This window comes from Glaciihabitans sp. dw_435 (assembly GCF_018449675.1).
Taxonomy (GTDB): Bacteria; Actinomycetota; Actinomycetes; order Actinomycetales; family Microbacteriaceae; genus Glaciihabitans.
The window spans coordinates 181277-204891 of sequence record NZ_JAAVUZ010000001.1 but is presented as its reverse complement, the minus strand read 5'-3'; the positions used below and the strand labels follow the sequence as shown (position 1 = coordinate 204891).

The 23615-nt window shown below is 66.1% G+C and carries 26 protein-coding genes; 9 read left to right on the top strand and 17 right to left on the bottom strand.

What is annotated here, in order from left to right:
• Window positions 1-5 precede the first annotated feature (5 nt).
• The 5 genes from xseA to HB677_RS00915 are packed head-to-tail and all read left to right on the top strand — an operon-like array spanning window position 6 to window position 4200.
• Complete coding sequence (xseA, locus tag HB677_RS00935) at window positions 6-1244, top strand: exodeoxyribonuclease VII large subunit (protein ID WP_213813776.1); 1239 nt, start codon at window positions 6-8, stop codon at window positions 1242-1244.
• Window positions 1245-1253: 9 nt separating this feature from the next.
• Entirely contained in the window at window positions 1254-1472 is a 219-nt protein-coding gene (locus HB677_RS00930; RefSeq protein WP_213813775.1) for an exodeoxyribonuclease VII small subunit, read from the top strand.
• Entirely contained in the window at window positions 1472-2119 is a 648-nt protein-coding gene (locus HB677_RS00925; protein WP_213813774.1) for a DUF4245 domain-containing protein, read from the top strand. Before HB677_RS00930 ends, HB677_RS00925 begins: the two co-directional genes overlap by 1 nt.
• Window positions 2120-2124: 5 nt before the next feature.
• On the top strand, window positions 2125-2787 hold the full coding sequence (locus tag HB677_RS00920; protein ID WP_213813773.1) for a carbonic anhydrase: 663 nt from the start codon (window positions 2125-2127) through the stop codon (window positions 2785-2787).
• A gap of 54 nt (window positions 2788-2841) precedes the next feature.
• Entirely contained in the window at window positions 2842-4200 is a 1359-nt protein-coding gene (locus HB677_RS00915; RefSeq protein WP_218624414.1) for a class II fumarate hydratase, read from the top strand.
• A gap of 9 nt (window positions 4201-4209) precedes the next feature.
• Here the strand turns inward: HB677_RS00915 and HB677_RS00910 are convergent, their stop codons facing one another.
• The 4 genes from HB677_RS00910 to HB677_RS00895 form a co-directional block, all read right to left on the bottom strand.
• Window positions 4210-4758: an A24 family peptidase gene (locus HB677_RS00910; protein ID WP_213813771.1), complete on the bottom strand. Its 549-nt coding sequence runs from the start codon at window positions 4756-4758 to the stop codon at window positions 4210-4212.
• Between the two features lie 133 nt (window positions 4759-4891).
• Entirely contained in the window at window positions 4892-6223 is a 1332-nt protein-coding gene (locus HB677_RS00905) for a PhoH family protein (RefSeq protein ID WP_307852453.1), read from the bottom strand.
• A 251-nt stretch (window positions 6224-6474) separates the two neighbouring features.
• Complete coding sequence (locus HB677_RS00900) at window positions 6475-7599, bottom strand: aminotransferase class V-fold PLP-dependent enzyme (RefSeq protein ID WP_213813769.1); 1125 nt, start codon at window positions 7597-7599, stop codon at window positions 6475-6477.
• Entirely contained in the window at window positions 7596-8375 is a 780-nt protein-coding gene (locus tag HB677_RS00895; RefSeq protein WP_213813768.1) for an isoprenyl transferase, read from the bottom strand. The genes HB677_RS00900 and HB677_RS00895 overlap by 4 nt, the downstream gene beginning before the upstream one ends.
• A gap of 63 nt (window positions 8376-8438) precedes the next feature.
• Here HB677_RS00895 and HB677_RS00890 point away from each other — a divergent pair, with 63 nt between their 5' ends.
• A complete protein-coding gene (locus tag HB677_RS00890; RefSeq protein WP_213813767.1) occupies window positions 8439-9176 on the top strand; it encodes a hemolysin III family protein in 738 nt (245 codons plus the stop codon).
• Between the two features lie 18 nt (window positions 9177-9194).
• Here the strand turns inward: HB677_RS00890 and HB677_RS00885 are convergent, their stop codons facing one another.
• A complete protein-coding gene (locus tag HB677_RS00885; protein ID WP_213813766.1) occupies window positions 9195-9482 on the bottom strand; it encodes a hypothetical protein in 288 nt (95 codons plus the stop codon).
• Entirely contained in the window at window positions 9479-10351 is an 873-nt protein-coding gene (mca, locus tag HB677_RS00880) for a mycothiol conjugate amidase Mca (RefSeq protein WP_213813765.1), read from the bottom strand. Before mca ends, HB677_RS00885 begins: the two co-directional genes overlap by 4 nt.
• Window positions 10352-10406: 55 nt before the next feature.
• Between mca and HB677_RS00875 the strand changes: the two genes are divergently transcribed.
• Window positions 10407-10850: a DUF4307 domain-containing protein gene (locus tag HB677_RS00875; RefSeq protein WP_307852421.1), complete on the top strand. Its 444-nt coding sequence runs from the start codon at window positions 10407-10409 to the stop codon at window positions 10848-10850.
• Window positions 10851-10925: 75 nt separating this feature from the next.
• Window positions 10926-11411: a transcription elongation factor GreA gene (gene greA, locus HB677_RS00870; protein ID WP_218624388.1), complete on the top strand. Its 486-nt coding sequence runs from the start codon at window positions 10926-10928 to the stop codon at window positions 11409-11411.
• 68 nt (window positions 11412-11479) lie between these two features.
• Here greA and ilvA read toward each other — a convergent pair whose 3' ends face one another.
• The 6 genes from ilvA to HB677_RS00840 all read right to left on the bottom strand — a co-directional run bounded on the left by ilvA (window position 11480) and on the right by HB677_RS00840 (window position 17918).
• Window positions 11480-12718 carry a threonine ammonia-lyase gene (gene ilvA / locus HB677_RS00865; RefSeq protein WP_255546009.1) on the bottom strand — a complete coding sequence of 413 codons (1239 nt, stop codon included), beginning with the start codon at window positions 12716-12718 and terminating at the stop codon, window positions 11480-11482.
• 1 nt (window position 12719) lies between these two features.
• The gene (locus HB677_RS00860) at window positions 12720-13868 is read right to left on the bottom strand and encodes an AI-2E family transporter (protein ID WP_307852420.1); all 1149 of its coding nucleotides are present in this window, start codon (window positions 13866-13868) and stop codon (window positions 12720-12722) included.
• 83 nt (window positions 13869-13951) lie between these two features.
• Window positions 13952-15028, bottom strand: a complete 1077-nt coding sequence (locus HB677_RS00855; protein WP_213813763.1) for an ABC transporter ATP-binding protein — start codon at window positions 15026-15028, stop codon at window positions 13952-13954.
• Window positions 15025-15843 carry an ABC transporter permease gene (locus tag HB677_RS00850; RefSeq protein ID WP_213813762.1) on the bottom strand — a complete coding sequence of 273 codons (819 nt, stop codon included), beginning with the start codon at window positions 15841-15843 and terminating at the stop codon, window positions 15025-15027. The genes HB677_RS00855 and HB677_RS00850 overlap by 4 nt, the downstream gene beginning before the upstream one ends.
• Window positions 15840-16679: an ABC transporter permease subunit gene (locus tag HB677_RS00845; protein WP_213814127.1), complete on the bottom strand. Its 840-nt coding sequence runs from the start codon at window positions 16677-16679 to the stop codon at window positions 15840-15842. The genes HB677_RS00850 and HB677_RS00845 overlap by 4 nt, the downstream gene beginning before the upstream one ends.
• A gap of 117 nt (window positions 16680-16796) precedes the next feature.
• Window positions 16797-17918: an ABC transporter substrate-binding protein gene (locus tag HB677_RS00840; RefSeq protein WP_213813761.1), complete on the bottom strand. Its 1122-nt coding sequence runs from the start codon at window positions 17916-17918 to the stop codon at window positions 16797-16799.
• A gap of 215 nt (window positions 17919-18133) precedes the next feature.
• Between HB677_RS00840 and HB677_RS00835 the strand changes: the two genes are divergently transcribed.
• Window positions 18134-19456 (top strand): winged helix-turn-helix domain-containing protein, encoded by a 1323-nt coding sequence (locus HB677_RS00835; protein ID WP_213813760.1) that lies wholly within the window; start codon window positions 18134-18136, stop codon window positions 19454-19456.
• A 28-nt stretch (window positions 19457-19484) separates the two neighbouring features.
• On the opposite strand, the gene HB677_RS00830 is transcribed toward HB677_RS00835, so the two are convergent.
• The 5 genes from HB677_RS00830 to HB677_RS00810 form a co-directional block, all read right to left on the bottom strand.
• Window positions 19485-20384 carry a M48 family metallopeptidase gene (locus HB677_RS00830; protein ID WP_213813759.1) on the bottom strand — a complete coding sequence of 300 codons (900 nt, stop codon included), beginning with the start codon at window positions 20382-20384 and terminating at the stop codon, window positions 19485-19487.
• Between the two features lie 25 nt (window positions 20385-20409).
• A complete protein-coding gene (locus HB677_RS00825) occupies window positions 20410-20976 on the bottom strand; it encodes a LemA family protein (protein ID WP_213813758.1) in 567 nt (188 codons plus the stop codon).
• Between the two features lie 85 nt (window positions 20977-21061).
• Complete coding sequence (locus HB677_RS00820; protein ID WP_255546008.1) at window positions 21062-21904, bottom strand: ABC transporter permease; 843 nt, start codon at window positions 21902-21904, stop codon at window positions 21062-21064.
• Between the two features lie 2 nt (window positions 21905-21906).
• A complete protein-coding gene (locus HB677_RS00815) occupies window positions 21907-22707 on the bottom strand; it encodes an ABC transporter permease (protein WP_213813757.1) in 801 nt (266 codons plus the stop codon).
• Window positions 22707-23579 carry an ABC transporter ATP-binding protein gene (locus HB677_RS00810; RefSeq protein ID WP_213813756.1) on the bottom strand — a complete coding sequence of 291 codons (873 nt, stop codon included), beginning with the start codon at window positions 23577-23579 and terminating at the stop codon, window positions 22707-22709. Before HB677_RS00810 ends, HB677_RS00815 begins: the two co-directional genes overlap by 1 nt.
• Between the last annotated feature and the right edge of the window lie 36 nt (window positions 23580-23615).

Sequence of the window (23615 nt, the reverse complement as noted above, 5' to 3'; positions counted from 1 at the left end):
CACTCATGACCATAATCGACGCCCCCTCGACAGTGGATGCCCCGTGGCCGGTCGGCCTCTTGTCCTCCAAGATCAAGGGCTGGATCGACCGTCTCGGCGCCGTCTGGGTCGAGGGCGAGATCACCCAGTGGGGTGTCTCCGGCGGCAATGTGTACGGCAAGCTCAAGGACCTCGAGATCGACGCGACGGTGTCATTCACCATCTGGTCGTCGGTCAAGGCGAAGATTCCCGCTGACCTGAAGCAGGGTGACCGGGTGATCGCCCTGATCAAACCCAACTACTGGGTCAAGGGCGGATCGCTGACCATGCAGGTCTTCGAGATGCGCCACGTGGGTCTCGGCGATCTGCTCGAGAGGCTCGAACGCCTGCGCCAGAGCCTGCGCGCCGAAGGCCTGTTCGACCAGGACCGCAAGCGTCCCCTGCCGTTCCTTCCCGATTGCATCGGTCTCATCACCGGGCGCGACAGCGACGCCGAGAAGGACGTCCTGCGGAACGCACAGCTGCGCTGGCCAGCGGTGGAGTTCCGGATCGTCTACGCCGCCGTGCAGGGCGACCGCGCGGCCGCCGAGGTGACGGCGGCCCTGCGCACGCTCGACGCCGACCCCGAGGTCGACGTCATCATCGTTGCCCGTGGTGGCGGCGATTTCCAGAACCTTCTCGTCTTCAGCGACGAAACCCTCGTCCGTGCCGCGGCCGCGTGCACCACACCGATCATCAGCGCCATCGGGCACGAGGCGGATCGCCCGCTGCTCGACGACGTTGCCGACCTGCGGGCGTCCACCCCCACCGACGCGGCCAAGCGAGTGGTGCCGGACGTCGCCGAAGAACTCGCCGGGGTGCGCCAGGCACGGTCCCGCATCGGCACCCGCGTGACCAACCTCATCCGCATCGAGATCGACCGGCTGGAGCAGCTGCGCACGCGTCCCGTGCTCGCCAGCACGTCGTGGATCGTCGATTCCCGCGCCGAGGAACTCACCCGGTACGTGGCGCGCGGCTCGGAACTGCTGCACCGCGTCATCGAGCGATCGGAGACCCGGATCGCCGAGTTGACCGGGCACCTGCGTGCGCTCTCCCCCCAGCGCACGCTCGACCGTGGGTATGCGATCGCCCAGCTGCCCGACGGTTCCGCGCTGCGGGACGCGGTGGATGCCCCGTCGGGAACTCCTCTCCTCCTCACCGTCGCCCGGGGCAAGCTCTCCGCAACCGCGGCAGATCCGGCAGCCGACCCGAGCCGTGAAAGATAGAGTTAACCCGTGGCAACAGCAACCCCGAACGACGTCAGCTCCCTGAGCTACGAACAGGCCCGCGATGAACTTGTGCGCGTGGTCAACGAGCTCGAGCAGGGCTCGTCCACCCTCGAAGAGTCCCTCGCCCTCTGGGAGCGCGGGGAGTCGCTCGCCCGCCGGTGCGAGGAATGGTTGCTGGGCGCCAAGGCCCGTCTCGACGCGGCACGTGCCGCGGCTGTCGAGTAATGGTGACCGAGCCGACCAGCCGGCCCAAGCCCGAGCCGGTCCGCGCTGATCTCGGTCGCCCCGAGACGCCCGCCGAGAAGGCCGCCCGCAAGGCGGAGAACTCGGCCAACTACCGCAATTCCAAGACGCCGAACAATCTTGTCGTTGCCCTCGTGGCATCGCTCGCCGTTGTGCTGTTCCTCGTGCTCGTTGTGGTGCGCCCCACCCCCTCGACCGCTCCCGCCATCGACTATGCGGCCGTAGCTGCCGAGGCGCAGCCCGGAGTGACGACCACCCTCGTCGTCCCGACCCTTCCCCCGGGCTGGAGCGCCAACAACGCCGAACTCACGCCCGATTCCAACGGTGGCTTCAACTGGACTATCGGTTTCCTGACCCCCAAGGACCAGTTCATCGCGCTGGAACAGGGCATCGATGTGTCGCCCGGCTGGCTCGGTTCCGTTCTGGGGAGCGGCGACGCCACCGGCACCACCACCATCGAGGGCATCAACTGGCAGGTGTACGACCGTCGAGGCTCCAAGGACCCGGGCAACTACGCCTACTCGCTTGCCACCACGATCGGCGGCAGCACCTACGTTCTCCACGGCACCGCCGTTGACGGAGAGTTCGCCATTCTTGCGTCCGCCATTGCGGGCGAAGTACAGGAGTAACGCGCATGCCCCATTCCCGCACTCCCGCACGCGCCTGGAACGAGATGGTGCGCGGCAATGAGCGCTTCGTCGCCGGTGAGCCGCAGCATCCCCGCCAGGACGTCGAGCGCCGCGAGGAGCTCGAGTTTGCGCAGGAACCGCACGCCGCCCTCTTCGGGTGTAGCGACTCGCGCCTGGCCGCCGAGATCATCTTCGACAAGGGCATCGGCGACCTCTTCGTGGTGCGTAATGCCGGCCAGGTGATCTCCGACAGCGTCGTGGGATCGCTTGAGTACGCCGTTGGTGTGCTGCATGTTCCGCTCATCGTTGTGCTCGGCCACGACAGCTGTGGCGCCGTCCGCGCCGCGATCGATTCCCAGGGGGCAGACGCACCGCTTCTGCCGCCACACATCAACACCCTGATCCAGAAGATTGTGCCGGCCGTCCGCCGCGTCGGAGGCAGCCCTGCCGGTGATCTGGACGTCGAGATGATCGATTCCCAGGCCGTGGGGCGGGAGCATCTGCGCGACACAATCGCGGAGCTGCTGAACGAATCGGAACTCATCAGCGACGCCGTCGCCGACGGTACGCTGGGAATCGTCGGAGCGAATTATCACCTCCGCGAGGGCCGCGCCGTTGCGGACATCACCCTCGGTTCGCTCGACACCCCGGACCGCCCCAACAGTTAAGGAAAGCACAGCGCCGTGACCACTTCTCAGGACTTCCGCATCGAACACGACACGATGGGCGAGGTCCGGGTTCCGGCAGCTGCCCTCTACGGTGCGCAGACCCAGCGTGCCGTCGAAAACTTCCCGATCTCGGGCGCCGGGCTGGAGCCCGCGCAGATCATCGCCCTCGCCCGCATCAAGCGGGCCGCAGCCCTGGTCAACGGCTCGCTCGGCGTGCTCACCCCCGAGGTCTCCGGCGCGATCGTGTCCGCAGCAGAACTACTCATCGGTGGCCAGCACCACGGGGAGTTCCCCGTCGATACCTACCAAACGGGCAGCGGCACCTCGAGCAACATGAACATGAACGAGGTGCTGGCGACACTGGCATCCGGAATCCTCGGATCCCCCGTTCACCCGAACGACCACGTCAACGCGTCACAGTCGTCCAACGATGTCTTTCCCACGTCCGTGCACGTCGCCGTCACCGGGGCCCTGCTCGAGGATCTCGTTCCGGCCCTCGACCACCTCGCCGTCTCCCTCGAGGCAAAGGCCGAGCTGTGGAAGGACGTGGTCAAGTCCGGCCGCACCCACCTCATGGACGCGACGCCGGTCACGCTGGGTCAGGAGTTCGCCGGGTACGCCCGCCAGATCCGCCTCGGCATCGAGCGGGTGAACGGCACCATCGGTCGCGTCGCGGAGGTTCCGCTCGGCGGCACCGCCGTCGGCACCGGCATCAATACCCCCGCCGGTTTCCCACAGCGGGTCATCGCCGAGCTCGCCTCCGACTCGGGCCTGCCGATCGTCGAGGCCCAGGACCACTTCGAGGCGCAGGGCGCTCGCGATGGCCTCGTCGAGGCGTCCGGCGCGCTGCGCGTGCTCGCGGTGTCCCTCACCAAGATCTGCAACGACCTGCGCTGGATGGGATCGGGTCCCAACACCGGGCTGGGTGAGATCAACATCCCCGATCTTCAGCCCGGGTCATCCATCATGCCTGGCAAGGTCAACCCGGTCATCCCCGAGGCGGTCCTCATGGTCAGTGCCCGCGTGATCGGCAACGACGCGACCATCGCGTGGGCCGGCGCCAGCGGAAGTTTCGAGCTGAACGTTGCCATTCCCGTGATGGGCACGGCGCTGCTGGAGTCGATCCGCCTGCTGAGCAACTCCACCCGTCTGCTCGCGGACAAGGCCGTCGACGGCCTCACCGCCAACGTCGAGCGGGCGCGGGCACTGGCGGAGTCGTCGCCGTCCATCGTGACGCCGCTGAACCGGGTGATCGGCTACGAGGCGGCGGCGAAGGTTGCCAAGCACGCCGTGGCGGCGAAGCTCACGGTGCGCGAGGCAGTCATCGACCTGGGTTTTGTGGAGCGCGGCGAGGTCACCGAGGAGCAGCTCGACACGCTGCTCAACGTGCTCTCGATGACGCACCCGGGCTAGCCCCGCCGGTCACGCGGTCAGCACAGAGAGCGCGACGGCGAGCCAGAAGCCGAGCAAGAGATACGGACCGAAGGCGATGCGGCTGTTGCGCGCACCGCGCGCCAGCAGTATCCCGCTGACGATGCCGCCCGCCAGGAAGGCGATCACGGGAGACAGCACGGCGACGGTGGGCGTCCAGGAGGCGAGGCCGAGGGCTGCTGCCAGCTTCACGTCACCGGCGCCCATACCGCCGCGCCAGGACAGGGCGAGCAGGAATCCGGAGTAGCAGGCCGCTGCGACGAGGGGAACCAGCGGCGGGGAGCCGCTGTCCACCCAGGTTGCCGCGATCGTGAGCGCGCCGATCGCGATGCCCGGCACCACCAGGCGGTTGGGGAGCCGGTGCTCGCGCAGATCCGTCCGCACGAGCGCCGGAGTGATCGCGGCGAGATAGAGCAGGGCCAGCACCGCGGGGTGGGGTGCCGCCGCGAGGTATCCCAGCACCGCGAGGGCGGCGGCCAGAGGGAGCTGCCACACAAGCCGCACCGGTGGACGCCGGGTGAGCTGTGCCACGCGCGACATGCCGGCAGGGTACTGCGCAGCCCGGGTCATCCACCCGTCTTATGCACACCCCCGATTCGGCCGCCCCACGACGACGGGTGCCCCGCGCTGTCCCGGTGGGGATCAGCGGCGGGACACCCGTCGACGGCGAGGTCTAGGCCAGCTCGTTGGACTCCAGCATCTCGGTGACCAGGGCCGCGATCGCACTGCGCTCGGAGCGGGTCAGGGTGATGTGGGCGAACAGCGGGTGATCCTTCAGCGTCTCGATCACGGAGGCGACTCCATCGTGGCGACCCACACGCAGGTTGTCGCGCTGGGCCACGTCGTGGGTGAGTACGACCCGGGAGTTCTGCCCAATGCGGCTGAGCACCGTGAGCAGCACGTTGCGTTCGAGGGACTGCGCCTCGTCCACGATGACGAACGCGTCGTGGAGCGAGCGACCACGAATGTGGGTGAGCGGCAGCACCTCGAGCAGACCTCGCTCGATGACCTCGTCGAGGACGTTCTGCGACACGACGGAGCCGAGCGTGTCGAAGACCGCCTGTGCCCACGGGTTCATCTTCTCGGACGCGTCACCCGGCAGGAAGCCCAGCTCCTGGCCGCCGACCGCGTACAACGGGCGGAAGACCATGATCTTTTTGTGCTGCTGCTTCTCGAGCACCGCTTCCAATCCCGCGCACAGCGCGAGCGCCGACTTTCCGGTGCCGGCTCGCCCACCCAGTGAGACGATCCCGATTTCGGGGTCGAGCAGCAGGTCGATCGCGAGACGCTGCTCCGCGCTGCGACCGTGCAGCCCGAAGATGTCGCGGTCGCCGCGCACGAGGCGCATCTGACCGCGGGACGTCACACGCCCGAGCGCCGAGCCCCTGTCCGAGTGCAGGATGAGGCCCGTGTTCACCGGCAGGTCCTGGATGAGGCGGGTCGACAGCTTCTCGTCGTCGTAGAGCTGGTTCATCTGCTCCGCGGAGAGGCGGATGTCGGTCTGACCGGTCCATCCCGAATCAACGGCAAGCTCCGCCCGGTACTCCTCGGCGGCCAGGCCAATGGAGGCAGCCTTCACGCGCAGCGGCAGGTCTTTGGAGACCACCGTCACTTCGAGGCCATCGTTGGCCAGGTTGAGCGCTACGGCGAGGATGCGGGAATCGTTGTCGTTGAGCTGCAGCCCGGAGGGGAGCACCGACATGTTGGAGTGGTTGAGCTCAACGCGGAGCGACCCACCCTCGTCGCCGATGGAGATGGGAAAGTCCAGGCGCTCGTGTTTGATGCGAAGTTCGTCGAGGTTCCGGAGTGCCTGGCGCGCGAAGTACCCGATTTCCGGGTCGTGACGCTTCGACTCAAGCTCGGTGATGATGATCACCGGCAGTACGACTGCGTGTTCCGCGAATCGGAAGATCGCCTTCGGGTCGGACAGAAGGACGGACGTGTCGAGCACGTACGTGCGCTCGGCCTGCCTCCCCTTCGAATCCGCCGACTCTGTCGGGCTGATCTTCTCTTGCGGGTTAGCGAGCTGGGGCACGTGCACTCCATCCCCGGGTGCGATGTGTACCCGGATACAGTCTGCAAAGACGGCCAAGAGCGTTGCGGATGAACTTACGTGGCCATCCCGACCAGGTGCCTTACCTGATGTGTCTGACGCTAGGCGCACCCACCGACAGCCGCACAATCGACACGCCCGTGATCGTGTTACGGCAAGGTTAAACCTAGGTGGACGTTAGCCGTGCGCCAGTAGCGTTACGGTCAGACCTGAATGGCGGACGCGTAGCTGACGAAGCTCGCCCTCAGCATGTCGAACGTCTCCTCATCGGTGGAGACGTGCGGGCTTAGGCGCACGGTTCCCCCGCGCGACGAGGTCGTGACCCCGTGGTTGTAGAGCGAGGCGGTCAGCACGGTGAGCTGGTCGGGAGCCGGTTCCAGCACCACGATTCCCGCTCTCTCCGCTTCCGACCTCGGCGACACCACGGCGAGGGCGTACTCGTCCGCGAGGTCGATGACCCTGGACACCTTCTCGGCGATGACCGCGTTGATGGCGGAGACACCCACCTCGGTGATGTCTTCCAGGGCCACGGCGAACCGCGCCTGGGCGATCGGGTCGGGGTTACTGATCTGGAAGGCGCGGGCTCCGCGGGCCGGCGGGAGTACCTCGTCGAGGGACTCCCCCTCGGCCTCGGTGCCGGGAAAACCGGAGAAGACGGGCGTCAGCTGGTCGCGGGCCCGGTCGCTCAGCGCGAGAAAACCCGTGCCCCATCCCGAGCGCACCCACTTCTGGCCGCCGGAGACGATCACGTCGGCTACCTCGTAGGGTGCATCGACGACGCCGAAGCCCTGGATCGCGTCGACGATGAGCAGGCGGTCGCCGATGACCTGGCGAATGCCGTCCAGGTCGACGAGGTAGCCCGTGCGGAAGTCGACGAGGCTGACAGCGACGGCCTGCGTGGACGGGGTGAGCTGGTCGCGGATGTTGCCAGGCGTGAGGTGTCCGTGGTCGGTTTCCAACCACAGCGGCGCGAGAACCCCGAGCGCTTCCTGCGCGCGGACGGCGGCAACGGTCAGTGCCGGAAACTCGCCCGGGGACAGGGCAACGCCGCCCGTGATGCCAAACATCGCGTGCATGATCCCGGTGGACGTGTTGGGCTGGAACACGACCTGGTCGGCGTGGAAACCGATGGTCCGGGCGACGGCCTCACGGACCCGCTCATCCTGCGAGCGCAGTCCGTCGATAGTGCCGAAGCGGGCCTTCCCGAGGAGTTCTACCTGGGCGAGCTGCTCCTCCACGACGGAGCGGGCGATCGGCCCGACGCGGGCGAAATCCAGGTACCCCGGGTCATCCGAAAATCCGTTGATGTGCGTCTCGATGCTTCTCACGAGCCGAACCGCCGCTCCCGCCGGGCGAAGTCGCGGATGGCGCGGAGGAAGTCGACCTCGCGGAGGTCAGGGTAGAGCGCGTCGACGAAGTAAAACTCGCTGTGGGCGCTCTGCCACAGCATGAAGTCGCTCATCCGCTGCTCGCCCGAGGTTCGGATGACCAGGTCGGGATCGGGCTGGCCGCCCGTGTAGAGGTGCTCCGCGATGAGGTCGGGAGTGAGGAGCTCGGCGAGTTCCTCGACGTCCCCACCGACGTGACTGCGCAGGATGCTGCGCATCGCGTCGGCGATCTCGCGACGACCGCCGTATCCCACGGCGAGGTTGATGTGCAGGCCGGTGTTGTTCGCCGTGCGGGCTTCCGCATCGGCGAGCGCGTCCACGAGCGGCTGGGGCAGCCCCTCGGTGCGACCCACGTGCTGTACGCGCCAGCTGCCCTGGTGGGAGAGGTCTTCGGCAAGCCCGCCAATGATCTCCTGCAGCTCGGCGAGCTCTTCCGAGGGACGACTCGTGACGTTGTCGGCGGACAGCAGGTACAGGGTGACGACGGAGATGCCGAGGTCGTCACACCAGGTGAGAAATTCGTGGATCTTGAGCGCACCCGCGCGGTGGCCGTGCGCGGCCGACTCGAGGGCGCGTTGCTTGGCCCAGCGCCGGTTGCCGTCCACGATCATGGCGACGTGTCGCGGAAGCTCCTGCGTCCCGAGCCAGCGGCGAAGTCTGCGCTGATAGAGGTTGTAGAGGAGGCCTCGCCCCAGCGGTACTTCCCTCTGTTTCACATAGCTACGCTAGCCCAATTGGCTGGCAACCCCGTCGATTTGGGGCTGCCGTATGCTGGCGCCATGACAACGAGCCGGTCACAGTCGCCCGCCTCCGACGACGCCGGCCCCGATCTTCCCAACGTTCCCCTGTTGGATGACGCGGTCGCCTTCTCGGCCCTCGACGCGAAACCAACCTGGCGTGGCTGGATCCACGCGGGCACCTTCCCCCTCGCCATCGTGTTGGGCGTCATCCTCATCGTTTTCGCCGAGGGTGTAGCGGCCAAGACGAGTTCGGCCATCTTCGTGGCATCCTCTCTGCTGCTGTTTGGCGTCTCGGCGCTGTACCACCGCTTCACCTGGAGCGACCGCGCGCGACTTCTGCTCAAGCGCCTCGACCACGCCAACATCTTTCTGCTGATCGCCGGTTCCTACACGCCGATCACCGTGCTGTGCCTGCCCCCGGCAAAGGCGACGCTGCTGCTCTGGCTGATCTGGGGTGGCGCGGGGCTCGGCATCCTCTTCCGCGTCTTCTGGATTCACGCGCCGCGCTGGCTCTACGTGCCGCTGTACCTGTCGCTCGGCTGGGGAGCGCTCGCGTTCATCGTCGACTTCTTCTCCGCGAACGCCGTGATGATGACGCTGATCCTGGTCGGCGGGCTCTTCTACTCGATCGGAGCCGTGATCTACGGGATGAAGCGGCCGAACCCGTTCCCCGGAAAATTCGGGTTCCACGAAATCTTCCACACGCTGACCCTGCTGGCGTTCCTGTGCCACTGGGTCGGGATCTTCATCGTCGCGACGAATCCCCCGGTGCTCTAGCGAGCGCTGCGGTTCGATTTAGCGGTCGGATGCCTCGGGGTCGGCGTCTGCGGCCTCCGCTGCGCGCTCCGCCTCGAGCCGCTCGCGGATCTCACCGCGGTAGCGCGTACGGCGCACCCGGCGGGTCATGTCGAGCAGCAGCAGGACCGTGAGGGCGGCCACGAAGAAGATCGCGAGGAAGCCGAGGATTCCGGGGCTGATGAGGTCGGGGTCGCCCGTGTACGCCGGAATCAGGCTCGGCGACGGGGTAGGAGTGGACCCGACCGCGACAACCGCGGCATCGATCACACTGGACAGGACGCTCACGCGGTCTCCTCGTTCGGGATTCCCGCGAAGAGATCGCTCTCGGGGAGGGTTGTCTCGACGGTGGAGTCGATCAGTTGGAAGTCCTCGTAGGGCCACGCCTCGCGCTGCAGGTCGTTCGGCCAGAAGAAGAAGCTGCTGTCGGGCGAGACCTGGCTGGCGTGCGCCTTGAGCGCCGCGTCGCGCACGTCGAAGAACTCGCCCACGGGCACGTGGGTGGTGCTGAGGTCCTCGCGAACACCCATCCGCTCACGCATCTCGTCCATCTCGGCGATGAGCGGGCTGTCGGGCAGGCGTTCCTTCATCAGGTCGTAGACCCTGCCCATCTTCGTCGAGTTGAAGATGCGGTCGTAGTACAGCTTGTCGATCTTCCAGGGCGCGCCGGTGTGCGGGTAGCGGGTGGCATCCGCCGCGGCATCCCGGGCATACACGGCAATTTCGTGGGCACGGATGTGATCCGCGTGCGGGTATCCCCCGTTCTCGTCGTACGCGATAAGAACCTGCGGACGGAATTCGCGGATGACCCGCACGAGCGGCTCCGCGGACGTCTCGATCGGAATCGTGGCAAACGACGCGGCGGGAAGCGGTTCGCCCTCGTCGGGCATCCCGGAGTCTTGGTAGCCGAGCCACCGGTGGTCGATCCCCATGATCGCCTGCGCGCGCTGCATCTCCCTGCGGCGAAGTCCCGCGAGATCGCGCTCGGCGAGGGAACGCTCCTCGAGCTTCTCGTTGAGAATGCTGCCGCGCTCACCACCCGTTGCGCTGACGATGAGCACCTCGGCGCCGATGCTCCGGTAATACGCGTACGTAGCCGCGCCCTTACTCGATTCGTCGTCGGGATGGGCGTGGACCGCAAGCAGACGCAGTGTCACCAAACTCCTAGGGATAGCCAATAACCTGTGTACAGACTAACCGCAGGAGTTTTCAGTGACGGCCATCAACGAGGAAGAGACACTTCCTCCCACCCGCACGGTCGTTGTTGACCCCGCGATCGAGCAACGCTACGGCCGCACCCCGGGGCATCGCCGGCGCATCCGCACCATCTATATCGTCGCCGCGATCGCCGCGGTTGCCATTGTCGGCGCGTGGGTTTTCTGGGTGGGGCTCGGCTCCGCCTCCGAACTCGAAACCGATGACCGTGGCTACGTGGTGCAGAGCAACAGCGAGGTCACCGTTTCCTGGCAATTGACCGTCGACCCCGGTACGACCGCCGCTTGCGCGGTTCAGGCGCAGAACGAGGGATTCGGCATCGTGGGCTGGAAAGTCGTGCAGCTACCCGCCTCCGACGAGCGGTCACGCGTCTTTACTCAGACTCTCAGGACTTCGGAACGGGCCGTAACCGGCTTGATCTACCGCTGCTGGACGACTTAAGCTGGGGCATTCACCACCGGGACCGGCCAGCACTGGCCGGTCTCCTTCTATGAGATACCTACGCTGAGGAGAATCATGTCTGACACCAGCGTTACCTGGTTGACCCAGGATGCCTTTGACCGGCTGTCCGCCGAGCTCGAGCAATTGAGCGGCGCAGGCCGAATTGAGATTGCCAAAAAGATCGAGATCGCCCGCGAAGAGGGCGACCTCAAGGAGAACGGTGGCTACCATGCCGCCAAAGAAGAGCAGGGCAAGATCGAGGCGCGGATTCGCGTTCTCACCCAGCTGCTGCGTCACGCGACGGTTGGCGACGCTCCCGAGAGCCACGGTGTCGTGGAACCAGGCACCGTAGTCACAGCAAACATTCAGGGCGACGAGTCGGTGTTCCTCATCGGCAACCGCGAGATGGTCGACGGTACCGATATCGACGTCTACAGCGCGGGAAGCCCGCTCGGAACGGCCATCATCGGCCTGAAGGTCGGCGAGTCCAAGAGCTACACCGCACCCAACGGCAAGACGATCACTGTCGACATTGTCAAGGTAGAGACCTACCACCCGTAAGAATTGGAAGTGGCGGATGACCCGGCCCCGGGTCATCCGCCACTTTTGCGTTTAATCGTGTCCGTCGTCTAAAAGTCGACGCGCGGCTCGAAGCCCGCCTCACGCAGGTTGTGGATCACGAGTTCCGCATGCTCGGGGCCGCGGGTCTCGATGTGCAGCTCGAGCTCGACCTGGCTGATCTGCAGGCCGGTGCCGTGGCGCGTGTGCAGCACCTCGACGACGTTGGCGTTGGACTCGGCGACAATCTCGGCCGTGCGCGCCAGCTGTCCCGGGCGGTCGGGCAGCGGGATGCGCAGCTTGAGGTAGCGCTCAGAGGCGGCGAGGCCGTAGCCAATAATGCGCTCCATGACGAGCGGGTCGATGTTGCCCCCGCTGAGGATGGCCACCGTCGTACCGGAATTGGTCACCTTACCCGCGAGGATGGCCGCTACGGACACGGCGCCGGCGGGTTCGACCACGAGCTTGGCCCGCTCCAGAAGCACGAGCAGGGCGCGGGCGATGTCGTCTTCCTCGACCGTGACGATCTCGTCGACGGCCTCGCGGATGATTTCGAAGTTCAGGATGCCCGGCTTCGCGACGGCGATTCCGTCGGCGATGGTCGGGCTCATCGTGATCTCGGTCGGCTCGCCCATGGTCAGCGACAGCGGGTACGGGGCCGCATTGGCAGCCTGCACCCCGATCACGCGAATGGTGCGGCCGAGGGTCGCGGCCATCTGCTTGGCGGCGCTGGCAACACCGGAGATGAGACCACCTCCGCCGATGGGGACGACGATGGTGTCGACGAGCGGAAGCTGTTCGAGAATTTCGAGGCCCAGTGTTCCCTGGCCTGCGATGATGTCGTGGTGGTCATACGGCGGGATGAAGACGGCACCGGTCTCGCGCGCGAACTCGGCGGCGGCCAGCAACGGCTCGGAGAAGATGTGTCCGCGCAGCACGACGTCGGCGCCGTAGTTGCGCGTCGCCTGCAGCTTGGGCAGCGCGACACCGATGGGCATGAAGATCGTGGCCTTGATACCGAGTTCGCGGGCAGCGAGGGCGACACCCTGCGCGTGGTTGCCGGCGGACGCGGCGACGACGCCACGGGCCTTTTCCTCGTCAGTGAGCTGCGTCATGCGGTTGTAGGCGCCGCGAATCTTGTACGACCCCGTGCGCTGTAGGTTCTCGCACTTGAGGAAGACGTCAGTGCCCAGCACCTCGCTGAGGTACCGGGAGCTTTCGAGCGGTGTTATTTCCGTGACGCGGCTGACGACGGCGCGGGCGGACTGGAAATCGGCGAGGTCGGGTCCCGCCAGGGTCTTCTCATTCATGTCAGCTGACGACATCCTTAGCGATCGGGCGAGGGGTGGTGCGCCAGGTTCCCTTGGCGACGAAGTTGACCATCACGTTGATGACGGCGACGACCGGCACGGCAAACAGTGCGCCGGGGATACCGGCGATGAAGGAGCCGGCCGCGACGGCAAAGACGACGGCGAGCGGATGCACCTTCACGGCGGATCCCATCACCAGTGGCTGGAGGATGTGACCCTCGAGCTGCTGAACCAGCAGGACGACGCCGAGAACGAGCACGGCAGGGAACGGGCCGAGGAAGACGAGGGCAACGAACACGGCGACGGCACCGGTCGCGACGGCGCCCACGACGGGAATGAACGATCCGAGGAAGACCGCAATGGCGATCGGGATCACGAGCGGGAATCCGCCATAGAAGAGGCCGATGATCCACGCGCCGAGACCGATGCCCACCGCGTCGATAAACGCGACGAAGACCTGCACCTTGACGAATGTGGTGAGCGTGACCCATCCGGCGTGACCGGAGCCGTCGATGGCGGGGCGCGCCTTGCGCGGGAACAGACGGACGATCCAGTTCCAGATGCCCTTGCCGTCGATCAGCAGGAAGATCGTGGAGAAGAGCACCAGGAGTGCCCCGGTGAGGAAGTGCCCGGCGGTGGTGCCCACCGACAGCGCGCCGGTGATGACCGCCTGGCTGTCGGTCTGGATCGCCGCGAACGCCTGGTCGAGGTAGTCGTTGAACTGCGAATCAGAGATCTGCAGCGGCCCGTTGGCCAAAAAGTCCTTGAAATTCTCGTAGGCGGCCATCGCCTGTGTCTGCAGGTCGGGGAAGCCACTGCGAATCTGGGTGATGACGAGAACGAGCAGCCCGGAGACGATGGCAATCGCACCGACCAGCGTCACCGCGACGGCCAGGGCCTTGGGCCAGCGATGGCGTGTGAGGAACTGCACGATCGGCACGAGGAGCGCGGAGATTAGCACCGCGATCATGAACGGGATGACGATCTCTTTGAGCTGAATGATGATCAGCCCAAAGACCACGGCAACGCCAACGACGGCGAGGATCCGCCAGGACCAGGCCCCGGCGACGGCGACCCCGGGCGGCACCGCCGATTCGATCGCGATTGCGTTGTCAGACCGCTCGGGCCTCTTTGTTCTGCCTAGGTTCACCGTCACAGTCTAGAACCACGATCCGACGCGAAAGCTGCACGAAAACTCGGATCCGGGCGGGGTCTGACGCCGTCGGAACGCGACTACTCGCGGGGGCCGGCGGAGACGGGACGGCCGGCGAAACGCACGTGAACGCGCTCACCGGGCTGCGGGCTCGTACCGACCTCGTGCTGCACCGAGACCAGCGTCTGGTCCTCCAACAGCACCTGCGTACGCCGAAGACTGCCGAGGAAACTCGACGCGACGACCACCGCGGGAATTCCCTCCGACGACAGCACGACATCCTCGGGTCGTACGAACGCCGTGACGGGCCCGTCGGGCTGCGGCTGCCCCAGCAGCTCGACTGTGACGCCGTGCAGCACGACCTTGCCTCCCACAATGTCGGCGGGCATCTTGTTGCTGAGTCCCACGAAGTTGGCCGCGAACGGCGTCGCCGGTGTGGTGTACAACTCTTCGGGTGAGCCGATCTGTTCGATCCTGCCCTCGCGCATCACTGCGACGCGGTCGGCGACCGCGAGGGCCTCCTCCTGGTCGTGGGTGACGAAGAGCGTCGTGATGCCCAGCTCCGTCTGAATGCGACGGATCTCGTCGCGCAGCTGCACCCGGACCTTCGCGTCGAGGGCACTCAGCGGCTCGTCGAGCAGCAGCACCCGGGGGCGGGTGACGAGCGCGCGGGCGAGGGCCACCCGCTGCTGCTGTCCGCCGGAGAGCTGGTGGGCGTAGCGCTCACCGAGGTGCCCGAGGCCGACCATGTCCAGCGCTTCCGCCGCGCGGCTGCGGCGCTGTGCGGACGGGATGCCGCGCATGCGCAGTCCAAACTCGACGTTCTCGAGCGAGGTCATGTGCGGGAAGAGCGAGTACGACTGGAAGACCATGCCGATGTCGCGCTTGTTGACGGGCACGTTCACGACATCGACACCATCGATGAGGATGCTGCCACCGTCAACCTGCTCAAGGCCGGAGAGCGCGCGCAGCGCCGTTGTCTTGCCACAGCCCGACGGGCCGAGAAGAGCGATGAACTCGCCGGGAGCGATGGAAAGGTCGATGCCGCTGAGCGCCCGGTGGCCCGAGTAGTCCTTGACGACGCCGATGAGGTCGACTGTCGCGCCCTCATTCGGAGAAGCGGTGCCGCGCGGGGACGAGGATGAGGTGAGGGTCATGATGCACTCCGATTGCGGCGGCTGGAACTCAGACGCCCGATGAGAAGAAGCAGAACGAAGACGAGCGCGAGCGCCAGCAGGGCGAAGATCGTCGCCACGTAGGGGTCCGACTGCGAGATCTGCAGCAGCGCGACCTGGAGGTTGCTGCGGTTGAGCAGCGACGCGATCGTGAACTCCCCCAGCACCACCGCGACGGCGATGAAGGACGCCGCGAGGATGCCGCGGCGCAAGTTGGGAAGCAGGACGCGCCACATCACGTTCAGCCAGCTGGCCCCGAGCGAGCGAGCCGCCTCGCTGAGGGTCACCACGTCGACGGAATCGAGGTTGGCCTGGATGGCGCGGTACGCGTAGGGAAGCACCGTGATGCCGTAGGCGAAGGCGAGCGTCCAGATGGAGCCGCCAAGCACCTGTACGACGATCGCATAGACCGGAGCGAGCCCGACGACGAGCACCACGGCCGGCACGGTGATGGGGATGATGCAGATGAACTCCAGTACCCGGCGCAGACGCGGGAACTGCAGGTGCACCAGGATCATCGTCGGCAACACCAGCACCAGGATGATGGCGACCGTGACGATCGCGAGCACCACCGAATTGCTGATCGACGTGAACAGGCTGCGGTAGGTCACCGCAGCCTCGGGGGCGAACAGTCCGGTCCAGTGATCGAGCGTAAGCCCGCCGTGGATGCCTGCCCGCAGGGTGAACTGGATCATGGCGATGATCGGGATGGCGAACACCAGGCCGACGATGCCCAGAATGATCCAGCGGACGACCTTGCTGGGCTCCGAACCCAGGCGTGTCTCGTTGCTGGTCATCGTTGCCACCTCGCGGTTCGGGACTGCAGGACTGAATATCCCCACATCACGATCACCATGACGACGATCATGCCGAGCGCGAGCGCTCCGGCCATATTCTCGCGCCCAAGGACCGTCTCGCTGACGAGCGCTCCACGGATCTGTAGGGGAACGATCTGCGCGCCCTGGCTGATGAGGGCAGCGGCCGTGGCGTAGGAGGAGAAGGCGTTCGCGAACAGCAACAGCAGGCTGCCGAAGAACGAGGGCGCCAGCACGGGCGCGGCAATGCGCGTCCAGTACGTCCATCGCGTGCCGCCGAGGGTCGCGTTGGCCTCTGCCCACTGCTTCTTGAGTCCCTCCAGGGCTGGCATGAAGGTGATGACCATCAGCGGAACCTGGAAGTAGATGTAGGGAAGCAGGAGCCCGGGCACCTGATACAACCAAACGCCGTTCGCAAAGATATCGATGTGCAGCGTGTCTTTCAGCCACACGGTCACCAACCCTTGAATACCGATGGTGGCGATGAACGCGAAGGCGAGCATGACACCGCCGAACTGGGCGAGAACGCTGCTGGCCGAGTCGACGATGGTGCGCAGGGCGCCTTCGGCCCGTGTGCCCAGCATCGCGTAGCAGACCAGCGCGCCCACGATGGCGCCCACAACGGCCGTGACCGCGGAGACCCAGAAGGAACTGGCGAAGGTGCCGAGGATGTTCGGGGCGAAAATGCCCGCCACGTTGGCCCAGGTGAAGGAGCCGTCGGCGGTGAAGAAGCCGGTGACTACCGCAAGCGCCGTCGGGATGCCGAGGAACAGCACAACGTACAGGGCGAACGGGGTGAGGCCGAGCAGCTTGCCCATGCCCTTGGGGAGGCGCCTTCCAGGTCCCGCCAGCGGACGTCGTCGAGGCTCATCGGCCTCGACGACGTCACTGACCAGGGCCGGCGCGTTTGCGACAGTCACTGGTTTCGGATGCTGCTAGCCGATGGCCGCAGCCCACTTGCTCGCGAGGAGGGTCGAGGCGGCGGTTGCCTGCTCGGTGGTCGGCGTGACGAGGTCACCGTCGAGGTTGCCGATGACGTCGAGAGCCGTCTTGTCGGTCGTTCCCGCGGTGTTCATCGCTGCCAGCGTGACGGGGTATGCGCCGCCCTTGATGAAGAGGTTCTGTGCCTCGGGGCTGAAGATGAACTCCTGCCACAGGCGCGCGGCGGCCGGGTGAGGCGCGTCCTTGCTGATTGCCTGGTTGTAGTAGCTGGTGTACGCAGCCCCGGGAAGGGTGGTCACCTTCCAGCCATCGACCTTGGCCGAAACGGCGAGGTTGTTGTAGCTCCAGTCGAAGACGACCTTGGTCTCGCCCGACGCGATGGTGGCCTCGGTGGCGTCGACGGGAATGAAGTTGCCCGCCTTGTTCAGCTTGTTGAAGAACGAGATGCCGGGGGTGAAGTCGTCCAGGGTTCCTCCGGACTGCACCGTCGCGAGACCAACGGCAGCGAATGCTGCACCGGCCTGCGTCGGGTCACCGTTGAGTGCAACGGCGCCCTTGTAGTCGGAGCCCAGAAGGTCGTCGAGGCTGGTCGGCGCCGGAACGGACTTGGAGTCGTATCCGATCGACATGCTGCCGGTGTAGTCGTTGACGTAGAGTCCGGTGGACTCCTTGTTGTCGGCGGGCACGTCGGCCCAGTTCGCGACCTGGTAGGGAGCGAAGTACTTGGTGCTGGCGAGTGTGACAGCGGTTCCGAGGTCGAAGACGTCGGGGGCGGTGTCCTGGCCCTTGAGGTTGTCGGCAGCCTTGATCTCTTCGGCGCTCGAGATGTCGGGGCTCGCGGAGTTGACCGTGATGCTGTACTTCTTCTCGAACAGCGCCTTGATCTCGCCGTAGTTAGCCCAGTTATCGGGCAGTGCGATGACGTTCAGCTGGCCCTCTGCCTTGGCGGCGGTGACGAGGCCGTCAACGCCTCCAAACGCGGAAGCGCTGGTCGCGGTCTTGGCGTCGACGTCACCCGACGAACCGGAAGTGGTGGATGTGCCCGAGCAGGCACTCAGCGTGATTGCAGCTGCCGCGAAGACGGCAACACCAACGAGATAACGCTTTTTGAACAAAGGGGATTCCTCCAGCTGGACAACCGGCCGACCGCGCTGTGAGCGGACAGAGGAAACCGGGTGACCTGTGGTGCACGCTACGGAGGCCGCCTGTCGCACCAGCGACACCTAGGTGAACAACACGCCAACGGGACCTTTCCCGCACGTGACGGCCCCGCAAGCACGACCTGTCTGCCACGCTGCGGATGTCACAGGCCGTCGCTAGAGTCGGCTCAATGGTTACCTCGGTCTCCCCCGCTCAAGCCCGTCGAATCGCCCTCGCCGCACAGGGCTTCGGACGGCCACGCGTAGCGACCCCGGGTACGCGTCAGCTCAGCGCGGTGATAGACCGATTGGGAATCCTGCAGCTCGACTCGGTCAACGTGTTCGAGCGCAGCCACTACCTGCCCGTGTTCGCCCGCGTCGGCGCCTACGACAAGACCCTCCTCGACCGGCTGACGTTCGGCCCGAAGTCGACGTACACGGAGTACTGGGCCCACGTGGCATCCATCATCCCCAAGGCCGACTGGCCCCTGTGGCGCTGGTACATGAACGAGTGGAAGGCCAAGCAGGAGGCCGATCCGAAGAGCTGGGTGCACGCCAACGGCAGCATGCTCGACTGGCTGCGAGCCGAACTTGCCACCACCGGGCCGCTGCCGGCGAGCAAGATCGAGACCGACGCCGGCAAGCGGCGGGGCAGGGGCGGCTGGTGGGAGTGGTCCGACGTGAAGCGCGGGCTGGAGTACCTGTTCTTCTGGGGCGAGGTCGTGCCCGCCGGTCGCACCAATTTCGAGCGCACCTATGGGCTGGCCGAGCAGGTGCTCCCCGCAGAGATTCTCAACGCTGAGGTGAGCAAGGCCGATGCGGTGCGCGAGTTGCTCCTCCGAGCCTCGCGATCGCACGGCATTGGCACCGCGGGTGACCTCGCCGATTACTACCGCCTGGGGCTCACCACGGCCCGTCCCGTGCTCGAGGAGCTCGCCGATGCGGGCGAACTGCAGCGCGTCACCGTTGCCGGCTGGGAGAAGAGCGGCCGGCCCATCCCCACCTTCCTCAGCTCGACGGCAAAGGTGCCGCGCGCCATGGACGCGGCGGCGCTGTTGTCGCCCTTTGACCCGGTGGTGTGGGAGCGGGACCGCGCCCTGCGCATGTTCGACTTTCACTATCGGATCGAGATCTACACTCCGGCTCCCAAGCGCATCTACGGTTACTACACGCTGCCGGTACTCATCGGCGACCGCATCGTGGGGCGCGTCGACCTCAAGAGCGACCGGCAGAATCGCGTGCTGCGGGTGCAGTCGTCGTGGAGTGAGCCCGGCGCGCCGACCGATGTCGAACAGCGCATCGTCCCGCTGCTGGAGAGCGCACGGTCGTGGCAGGGACTCGAGGCCATCGAGGTGATGGACCGCGGCGACCTCGCCGCCCGCATCGCCGGCGCCCTCGGGCTGCCGCTGCTCGACCCGGCGGCGCGTGCCGCCGACACGGAAGCCCCGGCACCCGACAACGTCACCGTGCTGGATCGATCCGCCCGGGTCATCCCCCTCGAGGGCTTCGCCTAAGCGGCGCAATCGGGTCGATCGATCGGAGTTAGAAGCTGCGGCCGATCTTGGTGAGGCGGGCAACGCGCTCGGCGATGGGCGGGTGCGTGCTGAACAACCGGTCGATGACGCCCGGCTTGTTGGGGTCGGCGATCCACATGTGGGCCATCGACGAGTTCTGCCGGCGCACGGGCCTGCCGTAGGCCGCGAGCTTTTCGAGGGCGCTCGCGAGGGCGTCGGGATGACGCGTGGTCATCGCTCCCGTCGCGTCGGCGAGGTACTCGCGCTGACGCGACACCGCCGCCTGCACCACGGCGGCGAGAATCGGCGCAACGATGATCGACACCAGGCTCAGCACGATGAGGATCGGGTTGCTGCCGCCACCATTGTTGTTGTTGTTGCGGTTGCCTCCGCTGAAGAAGCTCAGTCGCAGCAGGATGTCCGCGATGAAGCCCACCGCGACGACCAGGCCGAAGACGATCGTCGATACGCGGATGTCGTAGTTCTGTACGTGGCCGAGTTCGTGGGCCATGACGCCCTCGAGTTCCGCGTCATCCATGATGTCGAGCAGGCCCGTGGTGGCAGCCACGACGGCGTGCTTGGGATCCCGGCCTGTCGCGAACGCGTTCGGCGCGGGGTCGTTGATGACGTAGACCTTCGGCATGGGCATGCCCGTGGTGATCGACAGGTTTTCGACCACGCGGTAGAGACGGGGGTTGTCGGCTTTCTGGATTTCGCGCGCACCGCTGATGGCCAGGGCCTGGCTGCTCGCGGCGAAGTACTGGATCAGCGTGTACAGACCGGCTCCGATGATGGTGCCGATGAAGATGCCCCACTGCCCGCCGCCGTAGAGGAGATCGGCGCCGTATCCCAGTGCAGCGATGATCACGATGAAGATCGCGATGATGAAGACTGTGTTCCGCTTGTTGGCGGCTATCGCTCTATACATCTAGCAGCGCTCGGGTAGGCAGCGGTTAGAACTGGACGCGGGGCGGTTCCGCGATCGCGGCGGAGTCCGCAACCTCGAAGAACTCGCGCTCCGTGAAACCGAGGCCGCGCACGAACAGGGTGTTCGGGAAGGTCTTGATCTTGGTGTTGAGCTCGCGCACCCCACCGTTGTAGAAGCGGCGCGATGCCTGGATCTTGTCTTCGGTGTCGACGAGCTCGCCCTGGAGCTGGAGGAAGTTCTGGCTGGCCTGCAGCTGCGGGTATGCCTCGGCGACCGCGAAGACGCTCTTCAGCGCGTTCTGCATGTGGCCCTCGGCGATGGATGCATCGTGCGGTCCCTGTGCGCTCAGAGTCTCCGCGCGCGCCTTCGTGACTGCCTCGAACACACCCTTTTCGTGGGCCGCATATCCCTTGACGGCCTCGATGATGTTGGGCAGCAGATCGGCACGGCGCTTGAGCTGCACGGTGATGTCACTCCACGCCTCGTCGACACGGACGTTGAGGGTCACGAGGGAGTTGTACGTCGACCAGAGGTAGATTCCGGCGATGACGACAAGCAGGACGATGACGCCGACGACAATAAGCAGTTCCATGGGTAAAACTATAGGCGAGTGAGCCGATGCTCTCACCTGCGGTGCAGCCAGCTCACGGTGAACTCGCGGGCGGCGGCAACAATTGCTAGTTGCCCGCGGTGCGTTCCATGCCCATTCGTCGCAGAACAAACGTCTCCAGCAACTGCGCCAGGCCGTACAGCACCAGCGTGACCGCCGTGATCGTGACGACGGACGCCCAGACCTCGAAGTTCTTGGACTGCGCGACAGCCGCGACGATGGCACCGCCGAGTCCCTTGCCCGTGGCGAGCCACTCGGCCAGCAGAGCTCCGGTGATCGCTCCCGGGATCGAGATCTTCACCGCGGCGAAGAACGACCCGAGTGAGCTGGGCAGTGCGACCTTCCGCAGCGACGTGAACGCGGAGCCACCGTAGACGGTGATGACGTCCGTGATCTGCGGGGACGCGGACCGCAGACCGAACGCGATGTTGACGAGCGCAGGGAACAGCACGACGATCCCGCCCATGACGACGGCGACCGACGGGCCGCGTCCCACGATGAGGACGATAATCGGTGTGATGGCGACCAGCGGAACCGAGCGCAGCAGCATCGCGATCGGCATGAGGGCGCTTTCGATGCCCTTCGACAGGGTGAACAGCACCGCAAGGATCAGCGCGACGACGATTCCGGCGACGAAGCCGTAGAACGAGTCGGCAAGCGTGACCAGCAGGTTGTCGCCGATCGTCTGCCGGTTTTCCGCGGCAGCGGGCAGCGTGAAGAGCCAGTTGAAGACGTCCAGCGGGCCTTTTGCCACGAAGGGCGAGATGCCGAGCACTGTCAGCAGTCCCTGCCAGACGAGCACCACGATGACGAGCGTGATGATCGCCGTGAGAGCGGTGCGTCCGACGGATCCGGCAAAGCCGCGTGCCATCGAGCGGTTCGGGGAGGATGCCTTTGTTGCGAGGGTCATGATCAGATGCTCCGTCCGCTGGTCCACGGGGTGGCGAAGCGAGAGATGAGGCCGAACAGCGCGTAGCCGAGGCCCGCGATGATTCCGGAGACGATGGCGATGCCCCAGACGCGGTCGATCTGTGCGGCGGAGCCGGCGACGAGGATGGCCAGGCCGAGGCCACGCTCCACCCCACCGATGTATTCACCGATGATGGCGCCAAGTAGGGCCGCGGGGGCAGCGATCTTGAGGGCGTTGAGCACGGCGGGGACGGCGGCGATGATGCGCACCTTCCGCAGCTGCATGAGCTTGCCGCCGCCGTACACGGAGATGACGTCGAGGCTCGCGGCATCCGCTGCCTTCAAACCGACAAGGGTGCCGATGACGGTGGTGAAGAAGACCGAGAGAGCGGCAAGGAAGACCGCGGTGCCCGACGAGGCGCCCGCCTCGGGCGCCCCGATGACGATGTAGAGGATCGGGCCGATGGCCACGATCGGGATGCAGTAGCTGATCACCGCGATCTGCACGGCGACCTTCTCGATGCGCGGGAACAGCAGCACAAGCACACACAGGATGAGGGCGAGGCCGTTGCCCCAGAGGAATCCGGTTCCCGCCTCGGCCAGGGTGACCGAGATGTGGCGCATGTAGTAGGACGGGCCGTCAGCGATGAGCTGCTGGACAACGCCGAACGGGGTGGGAATGGCGCCGGTGTCACCGCCGCCGACGTGGGCGAAAACGGTGATGGCGAGAATCCACCAGATGAGGATGACAACGGCGACCCCGATGATGCCGGTGGCCCAGCCGGGAAGACTTCTGGTGCGCATCAGCCGGCGAGAGGCTGGGACACGGCGGGAGGGGTCAGGACCTCGGCGGGATACCCGGCAGCGGGCTCGGTGCTCTCGTCGCTGCCGAAGAGCAGCTCGGAGGCACGGTCGTGCAGTGCGTGGAATTCGGGGGTGCGCATCATGTCGGGGTGACGCGGGCGAGGGAGGTCGACCTCGATCACCTCTTTGATGCGTCCGGGGCGCGGGCTCATGACCGCAACCTGGTCGGACAGGAAGATCGCCTCGGAGATGCCGTGCGTGACCATGAGGGTCGTGGCCGGCTTTTCCGTCCAGATGCGGAGCAGTTCGACGTTGAGGCGCTGGCGTGTCATGTCATCGAGCGCGCCGAAGGGCTCGTCGAGGAGGAGCACCGAGGGCTTGAGCACGAGCGAGCGGGCGATGGAGACGCGCTGGCGCATTCCACCGGAGAGCTGGGCGGGCTTGGCCTTTTCGAACGCCTCGAGGCCCACCAGATGGATGAGCTCGGACACGTAGTCCTGGTCGACGGGAATGCCGGCGACCTCGAAGGGAAGCTGGATGTTGGAGCGGACGCTGCGCCAGGGCAGCAGGGCGGAATCCTGGAAGGCGATCCCGAGCTGGTGGTCCTTCTTCAGTTCCTTGGGGCTCTTGCCGTCCACGCGGGTGGTTCCGCTCGTCGGGTCTTCGAGGCCGGCGAGAATGCGCAGGATCGTTGACTTGCCACAACCGGACGGACCGAGAAGGGACAGGAAGCTGCCCTTGTCCGTGTGAAGTGTCGCGTTATCGAGGGCGACAACTTCCTTGCGTCCGACACTGAAGACCTTGTTGAGCCCAGTGATGTGGAGGCCGGTACCCGACGTGTTGACGGGGGTGGCTGCATCAGTAGTTGTCACGTGTATTTCCTCGGGTTGAGCGGGTGGGGCACTCGC

Excerpts from the sequence above, each read along its gene's own strand:
- HB677_RS00835 (WP_213813760.1), top strand. The coding sequence starts at position 18,134 with ATGGTTACCTCGGTCTCCCCCGCTCAAGCCCGTCGAATCGCCCTCGCC.
- HB677_RS00820 (WP_255546008.1), bottom strand. The coding sequence starts at position 21,904 with ATGACCCTCGCAACAAAGGCATCCTCCCCGAACCGCTCGATGGCACGC.
- xseA (WP_213813776.1), top strand. The coding sequence starts at position 6 with ATGACCATAATCGACGCCCCCTCGACAGTGGATGCCCCGTGGCCGGTC.
- greA (WP_218624388.1), top strand. The coding sequence starts at position 10,926 with ATGTCTGACACCAGCGTTACCTGGTTGACCCAGGATGCCTTTGACCGG.
- HB677_RS00830 (WP_213813759.1), bottom strand. The coding sequence starts at position 20,384 with ATGTATAGAGCGATAGCCGCCAACAAGCGGAACACAGTCTTCATCATC.
- HB677_RS00850 (WP_213813762.1), bottom strand. The coding sequence starts at position 15,843 with ATGACCAGCAACGAGACACGCCTGGGTTCGGAGCCCAGCAAGGTCGTC.
- HB677_RS00915 (WP_218624414.1), top strand. The coding sequence starts at position 2,842 with ATGGGCGAGGTCCGGGTTCCGGCAGCTGCCCTCTACGGTGCGCAGACC.
- HB677_RS00910 (WP_213813771.1), bottom strand. The coding sequence starts at position 4,758 with ATGTCGCGCGTGGCACAGCTCACCCGGCGTCCACCGGTGCGGCTTGTG.
- HB677_RS00815 (WP_213813757.1), bottom strand. The coding sequence starts at position 22,707 with ATGCGCACCAGAAGTCTTCCCGGCTGGGCCACCGGCATCATCGGGGTC.
- ilvA (WP_255546009.1), bottom strand. The coding sequence starts at position 12,718 with ATGAATGAGAAGACCCTGGCGGGACCCGACCTCGCCGATTTCCAGTCC.
- HB677_RS00845 (WP_213814127.1), bottom strand. The coding sequence starts at position 16,679 with ATGGGCAAGCTGCTCGGCCTCACCCCGTTCGCCCTGTACGTTGTGCTG.
- HB677_RS00855 (WP_213813763.1), bottom strand. The coding sequence starts at position 15,028 with ATGACCCTCACCTCATCCTCGTCCCCGCGCGGCACCGCTTCTCCGAAT.
- HB677_RS00925 (WP_213813774.1), top strand. The coding sequence starts at position 1,472 with ATGGTGACCGAGCCGACCAGCCGGCCCAAGCCCGAGCCGGTCCGCGCT.
- HB677_RS00920 (WP_213813773.1), top strand. The coding sequence starts at position 2,125 with ATGCCCCATTCCCGCACTCCCGCACGCGCCTGGAACGAGATGGTGCGC.
- HB677_RS00890 (WP_213813767.1), top strand. The coding sequence starts at position 8,439 with ATGACAACGAGCCGGTCACAGTCGCCCGCCTCCGACGACGCCGGCCCC.
- HB677_RS00825 (WP_213813758.1), bottom strand. The coding sequence starts at position 20,976 with ATGGAACTGCTTATTGTCGTCGGCGTCATCGTCCTGCTTGTCGTCATC.